Raw genomic sequence first — 16,797 nt, 5'->3', positions numbered from 1 at the left:
TTGGAACGTTTTGAGGCATTTGATGAAAATGGAAAAAAAATCATTTTTGAATTAGTTGAAACTTTTGGTATGAATGAAAGTGAATATGCAGTTTTAAATTCAAAAGATGATATTAATACATATATTTTGAAAATTGTATATGATAAAGATGGAAATATTAATCTGGAAGGTATAGACGACGAAGAGCTTTCAGATGCAATAGAGGTTTATGAAGAATTAAAGTCAGAAAAAGAAGAAAATTTATAAAAAGGAGAATTAGTATGGAAGTAAAAGAAATGAAAAAGTTATTAGTAGAAAATAACTATAAGATTACTAAGCAAAGAGAAATTGTTTTTAATGTTTTAAATGAAAACAAAGGTAATCATTTAAGTCCAGAAGAACTACATGAGATAGCCAGTAAATATGATAAAGATTTAGGTATAGCTACTGTTTATCGTACACTTGTTATTTTTGATAAGATGAATATAGTTCACAAATTGGACTTCGATGATAATAGATACAGATATGAAATCATAAGAGATGATGACAAGCATCAACACCATCATTTACTATGTAAACAATGTGGAAAGATAATTGAAGTTGAGGAGGATTACCTTGAAACTTTAGAACAAGTTATCGAAGAAAAATATAAATTTAAAATAAATAACCACGATTTAAAATTCTATGGAAAGTGTTCAGATTGTTTAAATCTTGAAAATAAATAGAGGATAATTGTAGTGCAAAAAAATAAAAAGAAAACTTTAAAGCTGATACCCTTAGGAGGCGTTGGTGAAATAGGGAAAAATATGTCTATTTTGGAATATGACGATGAAATTATTATCTTGGATTGTGGTATGACTTTTCCGGATGATGATATGCCCGGAATAGATATTGTAATCCCGGATATTACCTATTTAATGAAAAATATTGATAGGGTAAAAGGACTTTTTTTGACACACGGACATGAGGACCATATTGGTTCTGTACCATATATAATGAAAAAAATAAATGTGCCTGTTTATGGAACTAAATTAACTTTAGGACTTGTTGAAAGTAAATTACAAGAACATAATATCAGTAAAGAAAATTTAAAACTTGTAAATGCTGGAGAAATTATAAAAACCAAACATTTTTCGGTTGAGTATATAAGAGCTTGTCATAGTATTCCTGATAGTGTAAGTTTTGGAATTAAAACTCCTGTTGGAAACATAATTTTTACAGGAGATTTTAAAATCGACTATACACCTATTGACGGGGATAAGATGGATTTACATCGTATTGCTCAATGGGGTATGGACGGGGTTATGCTTTTATGTGCAGATAGTACAAATGTTGAAAGACCCGGATATACAATGAGTGAAAGTTCGGTTGGAGAAACTTTTATTGAACTTTTCAGCAAAGCTAGTGGTAGAATAATAGTTGCAACTTTTGCATCTAATTTGCATCGTGTTCAACAAATTATAAAAGCAGCTGAAAGATTTAAAAGAAAAGTTGCCGTTTCAGGTCGTTCTATGGTAAATGTAATTAAGGTTGCGACAGAGCTTAATAAATTGGAAATAGAAAAAGGAACTTTAATTGAATTAAAGGATATTAATAAATATGATGAATCACAAATTGTGCTTTTGATGACAGGTAGCCAAGGGGAACCTATGAGTGCATTGAATAGAATGGCTTATGGTGAACATAGAAAGCTTGTCTTGACTGAAAATGATACAGTCATTATTTCAGCATCTCCGATACCGGGAAATGAAAAAATATTTTTCGGTCTTGTAAATCGTCTTGTTGAAATGGGTGTTAAGGTTATACATTCATCACTTGCAGATGTTCATGTTTCAGGTCATGCTTGTCAAGAAGAATTAAAGTTGATTCATACTTTAGTAAAACCAAAATACTTTATTCCGGTTCATGGTGAGTCAAGACATTTGAAAAGACATGCTAAATTAGCTGTTGAAATGGGTATGCCTGAAGAAAATATTTTTATAGGAAGAAACGGAACTGTCTTTGAGTTTAATGATAAACAAGAGGCATTTATTTCCGGTACTGTTGAATCAGGAAACATTTTAGTTGACGGCCTTGGCGTTGGTGATGTCGGAAGTGCAGTTCTTAGAGATAGAAAGCATTTATCTGAAGATGGCATTATCATTGTTATGGTTGTGCTTGAAAAATCTACTAAAGAAATTATTTCAGGTCCTGAAATTGTTTCAAGAGGATTCATTTACGTTAAAGAAAACTTAAACCTTGTATCTGAAATGAGTAAAGTTGTTGAAAATACTTTAAATATTTGTAAGGAAGATTCTATTACAGACATTGGTACTATGAGATATAATATAAGAAAAGATTTGAATTCTTATATTTATCATGAGATTAAGAGAGGACCGATGATTATTCCTATAATTACAGAACTTTAGGAGGTAGTATGAATATTTATAATAGTATTTTAACTTTTTCAAATGATTTTAAAAATTGTGATGAAGTTAAAGAATTTATAAGATTAAAGAAAAAAATTGATGAAAATGTTGAAAATAAAAAAATTATAGATGATTTTCACAAGAAATTATATGACTATCAAGTTGCTAAACAAAATGGAGAAGATGTTGCTGAAAGAGAAAAACAACTTAATGATTTAAATCAAATCTTAATGAGTAATTCAGAAATATCAGAATTTATGGCAGCAGAAGTTAGAATTTCAACTATAATGAATGATATTGTAAAAATGTTAGAGGAAACAATCGCAGGATAATGGAAGTTGTTGCAAATTATGTTTCTGAATATATTAGAGGATTAGAAAAGAGTAAAGAGCCGATTTTAATCGAAATGGAAGAATTTGCTCTTGAAAATAGAGTTCCTATTATAGAGGTTGAAGTTGCCAGATTTTTAGAATTTTTGGTTATGTTAAAAAAGCCAAAAAGAATTTTAGAAATTGGAACGGCAATAGGTTATTCATCTATAATTATGAATAGAGCTTATCCAGAGTCTAATATAACGACTATTGAAATAGATGAAAAAAACTTTTTAAAGGCTAAGGAGTTTATAAAAAAAGCAGGCCTTGAAAAAAATATAGATACAATATATGCTGATGCTAATGATGCTTTAGATTTCATCACAGATAAATATGATATGATTTTTATGGACGCAGCAAAAGGTCAATATATAAGTTTTTTTGAAAAGTCTATTGAAAGATTAAATTCCGGTGGAATATTGGTTTCTGATAATATTTTGTTTAGAGGACTTGTAGCCAAAGAAAAAAATAATGTTAGAAGAAAAAATACAATAGTTAGAAGATTGAAAGAATTTTTAAAAATTATTACTAATAGTGAAGAATTTTCAACTACGATAGTACCGATAGATGACGGTATGGCTATATGTTATAAAAAATAGTTTAAATCTTAATAGGAATCCAGTTTATTGGATTCCTATTTAATAGTTAAAGGAGAATTGATTGATGAAAGATGTTGAATTACTAGCCCCCGCGGGGGATATAGAAAAATTAAAAATGGCAATTATTTATGGAGCAGATGCAGTTTATCTTGCCGGAGAATCTTTTGGTCTTAGAAAAGCATCTAAAAATTTTACAGTTGAACAACTAAAAGAGGCTACTGATTTTGTTCATGAAAGAGGAAAGAAAATATACATAACAATGAATATAATTCCTCATAATGACGATTTGATAGGTCTTGAAGAATATGTTAAAGTGTTAGTTGATATAGGAGTTGACGCACTTATCGTTGCAGATGCAGGAATTTATACTGCTGTTCGTTCGGTAAGTAAAGAAATTGAAGTACATATGAGTACTCAAGCAAGTGTAACAAATTATAGAACTGTAAAATTTTGGCATGATTTAGGAATTAAAAGAATTGTAATGGCAAGAGAGTTATCTTTAGAAGAAATCAGTTTAATTCATAAGGAAGTACCTGATGTTGACATTGAGGCATTTGTTCATGGGGCTATGTGTATTTCATATTCTGGAAGATGTCTATTAAGTAACTATATGTGTGGTAGAGATGCGAACAAGGGAGATTGTGCTCATGCTTGTAGATGGAAATATAATTTGGTTGAAGAAAGAAGACCGGGAGAATATTATCCGATAGAAGAAACGGAGCAAGGAACTTTTATATATAACAGTAAAGACCTTTGTATGTTGGATTCACTTGAAGATGTAATTAAAGCCGGAGTTCATAGTTTGAAAATTGAAGGAAGAGTAAAGACTCAATACTATGTTGCAACGGTTATAAGAAGTTATAGACTTGCACTTGATGCAATAGAAAATGGAACTTATACAGAAGAAATGGCAAGCAGGCTTTTAGCTGAAATAAAAAAAGCGAGCCATAGAGATTTTACAAAAGGATTTTATTATAAAAAACCTGATGAAAACGACCAACTTTATAATTCAAGCTCATACATAAGGACTTATGATTTTGTCGGCTTAGTTTTAGATTATGATAAGGAAACAAAAATTGCAACAATAGAACAAAGAAATAGAATTTTTGTTGGAGATGAAGTTGAATTTTTTGGTCCAAGAGATGGTTTTGAAACTTTTAAAATAGAAAAAATGTATGATGATAAGGACAAAGAAATTGATGTTGCACCAAGAGCAAAACAAATTATAAAAATGCCATTGCCATTTGAAGTAAAGCCTTGGGATATAATGAGAAAAAAATTAGAAGATTAATACTTTGGAGATTTATGGTTAAATTAAAGAACATTCAAAAAGCTGATTTAAAAAGATTGTATGATATAGAATATTCAAGTAAAAGACCTAAATGGAAAGAATATGATGCTCCATATTTTTATAATTTATCATAAAAAATTGATGATAACCGGTAAAATTTTTTAAAAATAGTTTACTTTTGTTGCGTTTTATGTTATACTTATCAAGTACCGTTGCTTTGTTTATGGAAACTCCGACCTTTACAATGCTACGGTGAATAATATTTAGGAGGTAGTTATAAGATGATAACTAAAGAAGATAAATTAAGAATTATTGATGAATTTAAGAGAGCTGAAGGAGATACTGGTTCTCCAGAAGTACAAATTGCTTTGTTAACATTTAGAATTAAATACTTAACAGAACACTTAAAAGAACATAAGAAAGACCACGCTACAAGAAGAGGTTTATTCAAATTAATCGGACAAAGAAAAGGTCTTTTAAAATATCTTAATAACGTTGATATCGAAAGATACCGTGAATTAACTAGTAAATTACAAATAAGAGGATAATTATTAAAGGGCGATTTATTCGCTCTTTATTTTTAGAAGACCATAGGAGGTTTAAATGGTTAGAGAATTTATATACAATTTAAGTGGTAGAGAACTTAAAGTTGTAATAGGAAAAGTTGCAGAGCAAGCCAATGGTTCTTGTTTAGTTCAATGTGGAGAAACTGTTGTTTTAGTAAATGCTTGTGCATCTAAAGAGCCAAGAGAAGGTGTTGACTTTTTTCCTTTAAGTTGTGATTTTGAAGAAAAATTATATTCTGTTGGTAAAATTCCTGGAGGATTTATTAAAAGAGAAGGTCGTCCAAGTGAAAAAGCGATATTGACTTCAAGACTTATAGATAGACCACTTCGTCCACTTTTCCCTGAAGGATATAGAAATGATGTTCAAGTTATAGCTACAGCTTTATCTGTTGAGCAAGATAATCAACCTGATATATTAGCTATGATTGGTTCTTCTATTGCACTTACAATTTCAGATATTCCTTTTAATGGACCAACAGGTTCTGTTAATGTCGGTTATGTTGATGGAGAATATATTATAAACCCAACTATCGCACAAAGAGAAAAATCAAGACTTAATATAACTGTATCAGGTACTAAAGATGCTATTATGATGGTTGAGGCTGGTGCTGATATTTTAAGTGAAGAAGAAGTTTTAAATGCTATTCTTTTTGCACATGAAGAAATAAAATCAATTTGTAATTTCATAGAAGAAATTAGAGCAGAAGTTGGTAAAGAAAAAGCTCCTGTTATAATTAAAGAAAGAGATGAAGAATTATTTAACGCTGTTGTTGAATATGGAAAGGCTGATATTATTAGCGCTTTAAGAACAGCTAATAAAATGGAAAGAGAAGAAAATCTTGATAAGATTTCAAAAGAAATTTTAGAAAAGTTCTTACCTGATCATGAAGATAAAAAAGGTGAAATTAATTCTGCTATAGAATCTGTTGTTGTTGATGAAGTTAGAAGATTAATCATAGAAGAGGGAATTAGACCTGATGATAGACAACTTGATGAAGTTAGAAAAATTTCTTGTGAAAGAGGCCTTTTACCTAGAACTCATGGTTCAGGATTGTTTACAAGAGGTCAAACTCAAGTTTTAACTTTAACAACTTTGGGTGCTCCTGGAGAAGTTCAAATTTTAGATGGAGTTATTGACGAAGAAGACAAGAGATATATGCATCAATACAATTTTCCACCATTCAGTGTTGGAGATGTTAGACCTTTAAGAAGTCCTGGAAGACGTGAAATCGGTCATGGTGCTTTAGCTGAAAGAGCATTGATTCCTGTTCTTCCAAGTGAAGATGAATTCCCATACACAATGAGATTAGTTTCAGAAGTTCTTTCATCAAACGGTTCAAGTTCACAAGCAAGTATTTGTGGCTCAACACTTTCATTACTAGATGCAGGTGTTCCAATTAAAGATTCTGTTGCAGGTATTGCTATGGGTCTTATAAAAGATGAAGAAACTAAAAAAATTGCTATTTTAACTGATATTCAAGGTTTGGAAGACCACTTTGGAGATATGGACTTTAAAGTTGCAGGAACTAAAGATGGTATTACAGCTTTACAAATGGATATTAAGATTGACGGAATTAGTAGAGAAATTTTGGCAACTGCTTTAGAAAAAGCTAAAAAAGCTAGATTACACATTCTTTCTATTATGAATGATTGTATTGCAACTCCAAGTGAAGAAATGTCAAAATATGCACCAAAGATATTTACAATGCAAATTTTACCAGAAAAGATTAGAGAAGTAATTGGACCTGGTGGAAAAGTAATTAACAAGATTATCGATGAAACAGGTGTTAAGATTGATACTTTTGATGACGGACGTATTGCAATTACTGCTGATTCAAGAGAAAACGGCGAAAGAGCTAAAGAAATGATTAATGAAATTGTTAAAGAAGTTGAAGTTGGAGAAATTTACAATGGTGTAATTACTACAATTACAAACTTTGGAGCATTTGTTGAATTAATCAAAGGAAAAGAAGGATTACTTCACATTTCAAATATGACTCATGAAAGACTTGATAAGGTAGAAAACTTATTTAAAGTTGGAGATACAGTTGAAGTTAAAGTAATAGAAATAGATAATCAAGGAAAGATTAAATTATCAAGAAAAGCATTACTTGAAAAACCTAAAAAAGAAAAAGAAGAAAAATAAATACTATTAAAAGGTAAATCTTAAAAATTTACCTTTTTTGTTAATATTTTAAAAGAGGAGGATAAGAAGATGGGAAAGATAGTTTATAGTGCATTACAACCCTCAGGACAACTTACAATTGGAAACTATTTAGGCTCTATTAAAAATTTCAAAGGATTGCAAGAGCAATACGAATGTTTTTTTACAGTTGCTGATTTACATGCTATAACAGTTCCACAAGAGCCAAAATTACTTAGAGAGAGAACATTGGACTTAATGGCTATATTTTTAGCATCAGGTTTAGAACCTGAAAAATCTACTTTATTTGTACAATCGCATGTACCACAACATGCTGAGCTTTCTTGGGTTTTAAGCTGTATGAGTTATATGGGACAACTTAGCAGAATGACTCAATTTAAAGAAAAATCTCAAAAATCTGAAGAAAATTTAAACGCCGGACTATTTACTTATCCTGTTTTAATGGCAGCAGATATTTTATTATATCAAACAGATTTAGTTCCGGTTGGAATCGACCAAAAACAACATTTAGAACTTGCAAGAGATTTAGCTGAAAGGTTTAACAATAAGTATTCTGATACTTTTGTAGTTCCTGATGGAATAATTGGAAAAGAAACAGGGAAAATTATGAGTTTAAAAAATCCTGAAAAGAAGATGAGTAAATCTGATGAAGACCAAAATTCTTTTATTTTGTTACTTGATGATGAAGAAACAATAAAGAGAAAAATCAGAAAATCTGTAACAGACAGTCTTGGAAATTTTGACTATAATGATGAACAAAAAGGCTTGAAAAACTTAATAAATATGTATATTGCTTTTAGTGGAAAAACAAGTGATGAAATTGTTTCAAAATATAAAAATGAAAACTACTCAGTATTTAAGGAAGATTTAGGACAATTAGTTGCAGATAGTTTAAAACCGATAAGAGAAAAACATAAAGAATTTATTTCAGACAAAGCATATCTTGAAAAAGTTATGAAAGAAGGAGCTGAAAAGGCATCTTACTTTGCAAATAAAACACTTAGAAAAGTTTATAAAAAAGTTGGATTTTTACCAAGATAAAACTAATTTAAGATTATATAAATTTTAATTCAGCAATTAAGGTTGATGAGCGAAACTTGTCAACTTTTTTTGTGCGATAATTTGTCAAATCAAGTGCAAAAATTAATTTTTTCTAATTGAAAAAATTTTGATTTATTGATATAATTAAGCTGTTAGATTTTTATTTTGAAATAATATATTTAAGTGAGGGAATGATATGGAAGATATGGAAATTAAAAATTTATGTGTTAATACTATGAGAACACTAAGCGCAGATGCGATTCAAAAGGCTAAGTCAGGACACCCTGGACTTCCACTTGGCGCATCACCGATGGCTTTTACTTTATTTAATGATTGTTTAAAAATTTCTCCTAAAAACCCAAATTGGTTTGATAGAGATAGATTTATTTTGTCAGCAGGACATGGTTCTATGCTTTTGTATTCATTACTTCATTTATTTGATTACGGTGTTAGTATTGAAGATATAAAAAACTTTAGACAAATTGATAGCTTAACTCCGGGACACCCTGAGTATGGTCATACTTTAGGAATAGACGCAACTACTGGACCGCTTGGACAAGGCGTTTCTATGGCTGTTGGTATGGCTATGGCTGAAAGTCATTTAGCATCAATTTTTAATACTGATGATTGTAAAGTTGTTGACCACTATACATATTCAATCGTAGGCGATGGTTGTCTTATGGAAGGAATCAGTAATGAGGCATCTTCTTTAGCAGGAACTTTGAAACTTGGTAAACTTATTGTTTTATACGATAGCAACAATATAACTATTGAGGGAGATACCGCAACTGCTTTTGGAGAAAATGTTAGAGGAAGATATGAGGCGTTAGGTTGGGATACTTATTTTGTTGAGGATGGTAACAATCTTGAAGAAATTTTAAAAGCAATAGAAAGTGCGAAGAAAACTGATAAACCTTCATTGATTGAAATAAAAACAAGAATTGGATATGGCTCAACTAAAGAAGGAAGTGCATCAGCACATGGGGAACCTTTAGGTGAAGATAATATTCCTACTTTTAAGAAAAATATAGGTTGGGAATATGAAGAAAGTTTCTATGTTCCAAAAGAAGTTAAAAGCTATATGAAAGAAGTTGTGACAAAGAAAAATACTTTTGTTGATGAATGGGAAAAACTTCTTGAAGAATATAAAGTAAAATATCCTGAAAAATATGATTTATTTGAAAAATTTATGAAAGAAGAAATTGACGAAGAAATTTTAAATGATAGCTCAATTCTTGAATTTGATAAAGATATGGCATCAAGAGAATCAAGTGGACTTGTTTTAAATAGATTTGCTAAATTACTTCCAAATCTTTTTGGTGGTTCAGCAGACTTAGGTCCTTCAAATAAATCAGTTATGAAAGATTTTGATTTCTATTCACCTGAAAACAGAAGTGGAAAAAATATTCACTTTGGAGTTAGGGAACACGCAATGGCTGCAATCTGTAATGGTATTTCACTACATGGAGGACTTTTACCATATTGTGCAACATTCTTTGTTTTCAGTGATTATTTAAAACCTGCAGTAAGACTTTCTGCACTTATGAATCAAGGTGTTATATACGTTTTAACTCACGACAGTATCGGAGTTGGGGAAGATGGTCCAACTCACGAACCAATCGAACATTTAGCTATGTTTAGGTCAACACCAAATGTTTCAATGTATAGACCTTGTGATGCAAAAGAAACTGCTTATGCTTGGATTTCAGCTTTAAAAAATAGAAAGATACCAAGCTGTTTAGCATTAACAAGACAAAAACTAACTAATCTTGAAGAAACTTCAAGCGAGGCTCTAAAAGGTGGATATGTATTAAAAGATTTTGGAAAAGATTTTGAAATGATTGTAATGGCATCAGGCTCAGAAGTTGGATTGGCATATAAAGTTTGTGAAAAACTTCTTGAAGAAAATATTTCAACAAGACTTGTTTCAATGCCTTGTATGGAAGAATTTGAAAAACAAAGTAAAGAATATAAAGAAAATGTATTACCAAAAGATATTAGAAAAAGAGTTAGCATTGAGGCGCTTTCAACATTTGGTTGGGGAAAATACATTGGACTAGACGGACTTTCAATCGGACTTGATACATTCGGGGCATCAGCACCTGCAAATTTATTATTTGAAAAATTTGGATTTACAGTTGATGCAGTCTATGAAAAAATTAAAAAAGAATTATTCTAATTTATAAAAAATTGTAAAAATAGCGAAGAAAAACTTCGCTATTTTTTGTGTAAAATAAAAAATAAAATGAAAAATGTTGAAAAAGTTTTAAAAAACTATGGAATATTCCATTTTGTTTTAACGATTTTAGTGCTATATTATTTTTTATAAATATCTTTTGTGCAATAATTATCTTATATCTGAGTATAATTTTAGAAAATATATTTTTCGTATTTATATCTAAGAAAGATAAAAAATTAAAACATATAATAAATTTAATTTTATTTGTTGTTATTTTTGGTCTCACATCAATTGTATCACAACAATTTTTAGTTTACACATAATATTTTACACTATGAATTTGTAAAAAAATAGGGTATAATATATTTATTCTTTAAAATACTTAAAATTTTGATTTAATATTACTTTTTATATAATTTTTGATGTAATTGGTAATATATTTGGAGGGGAAATGAAAGCTATATTTTTTGATTTGGATGGAACTTTGCTTCCTTTAGATGAGGAATTATTTGTTGATATTTATTTTGAGGAATTGTCAAAAGTATTTTCTGTTTATAATATTGATAGTAAGAAGCTTGTTGAAAATATTTGGACTGCAACTCATGAAATAATTAAAAATGATGGAAAGAGAACTAATGAAGAGGCCTTTTGGGATAAGCTTAATAGTAATATAAATATTGAATTATCTGATGTTAAAGAAGTATTGAAAAAGTTTTATGCAAATGAGTTTTTTACTAAGTTAAAAAAGTGTTCAGCTGAAAATAGTTTGGCAAAAGTTGCCGTTGAACTTGCAAAGAAGAACGGAAGAAAAGTTGTTCTTGCTACTAATCCGGTTTTTCCTATAGATGCGTTAGTTAGATTGAAATGGACAGGACTTGATATTGATGACTTCGATTATGTTACTCATTATGGCAATAGTTCTTTTTCCAAGCCGAATCCCAAATATTATTTAGATTTATGTGAAAAACTGGATGTTGAACCTAAGGATTGCTTGATGATTGGAAATGATGAAAAGCAAGATATATTTGCAGCTAGTAGTGCTGGGATGAATTGTTATTTAGTAACGGATTATCTTTATACTTATCCTGATTGTAAAGTAAATTGTGAAAAAGGAAGTTTTAAAGATTTAATTGAAAAATTAAAAACTTTATAATATAAATATGTATAAATTAAAAAGACAACAATTATATGAATTGCTGTCTTTTTGTTTGTTTTTATAATTATTTCTTTTTTGCTATTAGGAATTTTATGTTTATTCCTAGTGTTTTGAATTTGTTTTCGTATTCCGTTTCTATGTTTTGTGGGTAGTCGAAGTTTGCTAGGTCGTAAGTTATTAATATTACTTCGAATCCGTTTTCGTTAAAATATTCTAGGCTTGCCTCGAAAAGGTCATCGTCATCTGTTTTGAAATGTATTTCGCCTTCATCTACGAGTAAGTTACTGTATTTTTTTAAAAAGTTTGGGTGTGTTAATCTTCTTTTGTGATGTCTTTTCTTTGGCCAAGGGTTGCAGAAGTTTATGTAAATTCTTGAGATAGATTTTTCGTTAAAAAATTCGTCAATTTTTTCTATGTTTGTAGGGATTGCACGAACATTTAATAGTTCCAAATCTCTTATTTTTCTTGTTGCATATACGATTGCATTTGTGTCTAGGTCTAATATGCAGTAATTTATATCTTTGTTTCTTTCTGCAATTTCGCTAATGAATTTTCCTTTTCCACAGCCTAGTTCAAGGTTTATCGGATTATTATTTTTAAATTCTTCATTCCATTTTCCTTTTAAGTTTTGAGCATCAAATATTACTTGCTCATTTTCTTTCATTTCGGGAACTGCCCACCATTTTTTTCTAAGTCTCATTAATTTTCCTTTCATAAAAAATTTTTATTCTTACATATTATTATATCATATTTTCATTTTAGATAATTTTTTAATGGTAAATATGATGAAATAAATATATTTTTGTAAAAAACACAAAACTATATTTATTATAACATATTTTCGTTTTAGATAATTTTTTAATGGTAAATATGATGAAATAAATATATTTTTGTAAAAAACACAAAACTATATTTATTATAACATATTTTCGTTTTAGATAATTTTTTAATGGTAAATATGATGAAATAAATATATTTTTGTAAAAAACACAAAACTATATTTATTATAACATATTTTCATTTTAGATAATTTTTTTAATGGTAAATATGATGAAATAAATATATTTTTGTAAAAAACACAAAACTATATTTATTATAACATATTTTCGTTTTAGATAATTTTTTAATGGTAAATATGATGAAATAAATATATTTTTGTAAAAACACAAAACTATATTTATTATATCACATTTTTTATTTAATCAAAAATTTTTTAAACTACTAGTAGTTTTATTTTTGTTTAAGTAGAAATTTTTAAATAAAAATAAATAAATATACTATATATAGTTTAAAATAAAAATTTTATTCTATATATATTTTGTTTTGTATTGGGTATAAATTACCGGAGGTGATTTATTTGAAGATTATAAAGAGGGATTTATCTGAGGTATCATTTGATATTTCAAAGATTGAGAATGCAATTTACAAGGCATTTGTTAGCGTTGGTGATGAAGATAAAAAAATTCTTTCAAAAAATTTAGCGAATGAAGTTTTTGAAAATATTTTGAAAGACAAGGGAGAAAATGTAAGTATAAGTGTTGAAGAAGTTCAAGATTATGTTGAAAAGACTTTAACTAAAAATAATCATTATGATACTTTGAAAAGTTACATTTTATATAGAGAAAAGAGAAATTCTTTGAGAAAGGAATTAAATTCTTTTAGAGAATATATTGAAGATGAGAATTTAATTGAAATTTTTGCGAAAATTCAAAAAGATTTTTCAACTGAAGGTTATGAACTTGATAGGTTATTTAGAAAATTTTTATCTTTTGTTAAGCCTAATTCAACTTTGAATGAAAAGGTTGAGCTTTTGATAAAGGCATCTTCTGAATTAACTTCAAAAGAAAATCCAAATTGGGAGTACATTTCTGCGAGAATTTATGCTTATAAGATTCATAAAGGAATTTCTAATTACGAAAAGGAATTGCATATTGTTGACTTTAAATCAAAGATAAAAGTTTTAACTAAACTTAATTTATATGGGGCATATATTCTGGAAAATTACTCTAATGATGATATTGATGAACTTGAAAAATATATGGATAATTCAAGAGATGAACTATTTACTTATTCATCTTTAGATTTAGTTTATAAAAGATATTTAATATGCGATTCACATAAAAAGGTAATTGAAACAATGCAAGAAATGTTTATGGGAATTGCAATGCATCTTGCTATTCCTGAAAAAGATAGGGTTTCTTTTGCTAAAAAAGTTTATGATGTACTTAGCAATTTAAAGGCAACTGTTGCAACTCCTACGATGTCGAATGCAAGAAAGCCGTTTCATCAACTTTCTTCTTGTTTCATAGATACTGTTCCTGACACTCTAAAGGGAATTTACAGAAGTATTGATAATTTTGCACAAGTTTCTAAACATGGTGGTGGAATGGGACTTTATTTTGGCAAGGTTCGTGCAACAGGTTCAGATATTCGTGGCTTTAAAGGTGTTGCAGGTGGAGTTATAAGGTGGATAAAACTTGCAAATGATACAGCTGTTGCTGTTGACCAACTTGGTGTTAGACAAGGTTCTTGTGCTGTGTATTTAGATGTTTGGCATAGAGATGTTCCTGAATTTTTAAATCTTAGAACAAATAACGGCGATGATAGAATGAAAGCACATGATGTTTTTCCTGCAATTTGTTTTCCAAATCTATTTTGGCGTTTAGCAAAGGAAAATATAAATTCTAATTGGTATTTATTCTGTCCTCATGAAGTAAAGGAAGTAATGGGATTTTGTTTAGAAGATTTTTATGGAGAAGAATGGGAAGAAAAATATAAACTTTGCATTAAAGAGCCGAGACTTGATAAGAGGGTTTTAAGCGTTAAAGATTTAGTTAAGTTGATTCTAAAAAGTCAGGTTGAAACGGGAACTCCTTTTATATTTAATAGAGATAATGCGAATAATACAAATCCAAATTCACATAAAGGAATGATTTACTCTTCAAATCTTTGTACTGAAATTATGCAGAATATGAGTGAGATTTTAGATAGTGAAGAAAAGATTATGCAAATAGATGGAGAAGAACATGTTGTTACTGATGTAAAGGCAGGAGATTTTGTTGTTTGTAATCTTGCAAGTCTTGTTCTTGGAAATATAGATTTGAAAAATGATGATGAAATGGAATTTGTCGTTTCGACAATGGTAAGAGCTTTGGATAATGTAATTGACTTAAATTACTATCCAACACCTTTTGCTAAGATAACAAATTCAAAATACAGAGCAATCGGACTTGGAACAAGTGGTTATCATCATGCTCTTGTTAAAAATAAAATTATGTGGCAAACTGATGAACATTTGGAATTTATGGATAAAGTTTATGAAAAGATAAATTATTTTGCAATTAAGGAAAGTTCAAAAATTGCAGAAGAAAAGGGAAGTTACAAATATTTTGAAGGTTCAGATTGGGAAAATGGAAAATATTTTGAAAAAAGAGAGTACAATTCTAAAAAATGGCTTGAGCTTAAAGAAAAAGTTTCAAAAAACGGTCTTAGAAATGCATATCTTTTAGCAGTTGCACCAACAGGCTCAACTTCGATTATTGCAGGAACTACTGCAGGTGTTGACCCTGTTATGATGAGATATTTTCTTGAAGAAAAGAAAGGTTCAATTATTCCAAGAGTTGCACCGGATTTAACTCCTGAAACTTTTTGGCTTTATGAAAATGCTCACGAAGTTGACCAAACTTGGTCTATAAGAGCGGGTGGAGTTAGACAAAGACATATTGACCAAGGACAAAGTTTGAATCTTTACATTACAACTGATTATAAGATGAGTCAAATTTTAAAACTTTTGATTTTATCTTGTGAAGTTGGATTGAAAAGTATTTATTATATAAGAAGTAAAAGTTTAGATATTGAAGAATGTGATAGCTGTTCAGCTTAGAAAGGAAAGATTATGAAATTAAATAAAAAAGCTCTTTTTAATGAAAATGGAGATATTGAATTATCAAAAAGAAAAATGATAAATGGAAATACTACAAACTTAAATGATTTTAATAATGTAAAATACACTTGGACAACTGAATGGTATCGTAATGCGATGAATAACTTTTGGATTCCTGAAGAAATTAATTTATTTCAAGATTTAAAAGATTACAAGGTAATGGACGAATATGAAAAAACTGCTTTTGATAAAGTTTTAAGTTTTCTTATATTTTTAGATAGTATTCAAACTGCTAATCTTCCATACATTGGGGAATATATTACTGCAAATGAAATTAATCTTTGCCTTACAATTCAAGCGTATCAAGAGGCTGTGCATTCACAAAGCTATGGCTATATGTTAGATAGTATTTGTTCTCCTGAAGAGAGAATAAATATTTTATATCAATGGAGAGATGATAAGCATCTTCTTGCAAGAAATAAATTTATTGGTGATTTATACAACGAATTCCAAGAAAAAAAAGACCCATATAGCTTAGTAAAAACTATGGTTGCAAACTATATCTTAGAGGGAGTTTATTTTTATTCAGGTTTTATGTTCTTCTACAATTTAGGAAGAAATGGTAAAATGCCAGGCTCAGTACAAGAAATCAGATATATAAATAGAGATGAAAATACGCATCTTTGGTTATTCAAAAAAATGATTTTAGAATTACAAAACGAAGAGCCTGAACTTTTTACAGAAGAAAAAGTTGCTGTGTATAAAGAGATGATTAAAACAGGCGTTGAGCAAGAAATTGCTTGGGGACAATATGTTTTAGGTGAAAATATACCGGGACTTACAATGCAAATGGTTGAAGATTATATAAAATATCTTGGAAATCTTAGAAGTACAGCTTTAAACTTTGGTAAACTTTATGACGGATATGATGAAGAACCGGAAAGTATGAAGTGGGTTAGTGAGTATTCAGACCCTAATGCAATAAAAACAGATTTCTTTGAGGCAAAACCATCAGCATATTCAAAGTCAAGCATAATAGATGACGATTTAGATGATCTATAAAAAACAAAATTAAATATAAAAATAAATTAAAAACTAACTTTTTTTCAATTAGTTAGTTTTTTTATTGAAAAAATTTATATTAAATTTAGTTTAACTAT

At 29.0% G+C, this 16,797-nt stretch carries 14 protein-coding genes; 13 read left to right on the top strand and 1 reads right to left on the bottom strand.

Annotated elements, in window-relative coordinates:
- The 11 genes from ACKTSI_RS04830 to ACKTSI_RS04780 all read left to right on the top strand — a co-directional run bounded on the left by ACKTSI_RS04830 (position 1) and on the right by ACKTSI_RS04780 (position 11,751).
- Positions 1-246, top strand: a complete 246-nt coding sequence (locus tag ACKTSI_RS04830; RefSeq protein WP_068475219.1) for a DUF1292 domain-containing protein — start codon at positions 1-3, stop codon at positions 244-246.
- Between the two features lie 14 nt (positions 247-260).
- Positions 261-704, top strand: a complete 444-nt coding sequence (locus ACKTSI_RS04825; RefSeq protein ID WP_068475222.1) for a Fur family transcriptional regulator — start codon at positions 261-263, stop codon at positions 702-704.
- 12 nt (positions 705-716) lie between these two features.
- Positions 717-2,387 (top strand): ribonuclease J, encoded by a 1,671-nt coding sequence (locus ACKTSI_RS04820; RefSeq protein WP_082713940.1) that lies wholly within the window; start codon positions 717-719, stop codon positions 2,385-2,387.
- 8 nt (positions 2,388-2,395) lie between these two features.
- Entirely contained in the window at positions 2,396-2,719 is a 324-nt protein-coding gene (locus ACKTSI_RS04815; protein ID WP_068475228.1) for a YlbF family regulator, read from the top strand.
- The gene (locus ACKTSI_RS04810) at positions 2,719-3,357 is read left to right on the top strand and encodes an O-methyltransferase (protein ID WP_068475230.1); all 639 of its coding nucleotides are present in this window, start codon (positions 2,719-2,721) and stop codon (positions 3,355-3,357) included. Before ACKTSI_RS04815 ends, ACKTSI_RS04810 begins: the two co-directional genes overlap by 1 nt.
- A 64-nt stretch (positions 3,358-3,421) precedes the next feature.
- Positions 3,422-4,648 (top strand): peptidase U32 family protein, encoded by a 1,227-nt coding sequence (locus tag ACKTSI_RS04805; RefSeq protein ID WP_407862603.1) that lies wholly within the window; start codon positions 3,422-3,424, stop codon positions 4,646-4,648.
- 281 nt (positions 4,649-4,929) lie between these two features.
- Complete coding sequence (gene rpsO, locus ACKTSI_RS04800) at positions 4,930-5,196, top strand: 30S ribosomal protein S15 (RefSeq protein ID WP_068475239.1); 267 nt, start codon at positions 4,930-4,932, stop codon at positions 5,194-5,196.
- Between the two features lie 55 nt (positions 5,197-5,251).
- Positions 5,252-7,360 (top strand): polyribonucleotide nucleotidyltransferase, encoded by a 2,109-nt coding sequence (locus ACKTSI_RS04795; RefSeq protein WP_288980024.1) that lies wholly within the window; start codon positions 5,252-5,254, stop codon positions 7,358-7,360.
- Between the two features lie 69 nt (positions 7,361-7,429).
- Entirely contained in the window at positions 7,430-8,419 is a 990-nt protein-coding gene (trpS, locus tag ACKTSI_RS04790; protein ID WP_311526274.1) for a tryptophan--tRNA ligase, read from the top strand.
- A gap of 205 nt (positions 8,420-8,624) precedes the next feature.
- Complete coding sequence (gene tkt, locus ACKTSI_RS04785) at positions 8,625-10,598, top strand: transketolase (protein WP_407863126.1); 1,974 nt, start codon at positions 8,625-8,627, stop codon at positions 10,596-10,598.
- 451 nt (positions 10,599-11,049) lie between these two features.
- Positions 11,050-11,751 carry an HAD family hydrolase gene (locus ACKTSI_RS04780; RefSeq protein ID WP_288868225.1) on the top strand — a complete coding sequence of 234 codons (702 nt, stop codon included), beginning with the start codon at positions 11,050-11,052 and terminating at the stop codon, positions 11,749-11,751.
- A gap of 67 nt (positions 11,752-11,818) precedes the next feature.
- Here ACKTSI_RS04780 and trmB read toward each other — a convergent pair whose 3' ends face one another.
- A complete protein-coding gene (gene trmB / locus ACKTSI_RS04775) occupies positions 11,819-12,454 on the bottom strand; it encodes a tRNA (guanosine(46)-N7)-methyltransferase TrmB (protein ID WP_068475251.1) in 636 nt (211 codons plus the stop codon).
- A gap of 657 nt (positions 12,455-13,111) precedes the next feature.
- Between trmB and ACKTSI_RS04770 the strand changes: the two genes are divergently transcribed.
- Both ACKTSI_RS04770 and ACKTSI_RS04765 read left to right on the top strand, forming a co-directional pair.
- Positions 13,112-15,637, top strand: coding sequence for a ribonucleoside-diphosphate reductase subunit alpha (locus tag ACKTSI_RS04770; RefSeq protein WP_407862602.1), 2,526 nt, complete (start codon positions 13,112-13,114; stop codon positions 15,635-15,637).
- Positions 15,638-15,649: 12 nt separating this feature from the next.
- The gene (locus ACKTSI_RS04765) at positions 15,650-16,699 is read left to right on the top strand and encodes a ribonucleotide-diphosphate reductase subunit beta (protein ID WP_288868229.1); all 1,050 of its coding nucleotides are present in this window, start codon (positions 15,650-15,652) and stop codon (positions 16,697-16,699) included.
- Positions 16,700-16,797: the final 98 nt, after the last annotated feature.

This window comes from Parvimonas parva (genome assembly GCF_045866535.1).
In the GTDB taxonomy this organism is placed as follows: Bacteria; Bacillota; Clostridia; order Tissierellales; family Peptoniphilaceae; genus Parvimonas; species Parvimonas parva.
This window is presented reverse-complemented; position numbering and strand designations above follow the sequence as displayed.

Excerpts from the sequence above, each read along its gene's own strand:
- ACKTSI_RS04805 (WP_407862603.1), top strand. The coding sequence starts at position 3,422 with ATGAAAGATGTTGAATTACTAGCCCCCGCGGGGGATATAGAAAAATTA.
- ACKTSI_RS04765 (WP_288868229.1), top strand. The coding sequence starts at position 15,650 with ATGAAATTAAATAAAAAAGCTCTTTTTAATGAAAATGGAGATATTGAA.
- trpS (WP_311526274.1), top strand. The coding sequence starts at position 7,430 with ATGGGAAAGATAGTTTATAGTGCATTACAACCCTCAGGACAACTTACA.
- ACKTSI_RS04810 (WP_068475230.1), top strand. The coding sequence starts at position 2,719 with ATGGAAGTTGTTGCAAATTATGTTTCTGAATATATTAGAGGATTAGAA.
- rpsO (WP_068475239.1), top strand. The coding sequence starts at position 4,930 with ATGATAACTAAAGAAGATAAATTAAGAATTATTGATGAATTTAAGAGA.
- ACKTSI_RS04795 (WP_288980024.1), top strand. The coding sequence starts at position 5,252 with ATGGTTAGAGAATTTATATACAATTTAAGTGGTAGAGAACTTAAAGTT.
- tkt (WP_407863126.1), top strand. The coding sequence starts at position 8,625 with ATGGAAATTAAAAATTTATGTGTTAATACTATGAGAACACTAAGCGCA.
- ACKTSI_RS04815 (WP_068475228.1), top strand. The coding sequence starts at position 2,396 with ATGAATATTTATAATAGTATTTTAACTTTTTCAAATGATTTTAAAAAT.
- ACKTSI_RS04780 (WP_288868225.1), top strand. The coding sequence starts at position 11,050 with ATGAAAGCTATATTTTTTGATTTGGATGGAACTTTGCTTCCTTTAGAT.
- ACKTSI_RS04825 (WP_068475222.1), top strand. The coding sequence starts at position 261 with ATGGAAGTAAAAGAAATGAAAAAGTTATTAGTAGAAAATAACTATAAG.
- trmB (WP_068475251.1), bottom strand. The coding sequence starts at position 12,454 with ATGAGACTTAGAAAAAAATGGTGGGCAGTTCCCGAAATGAAAGAAAAT.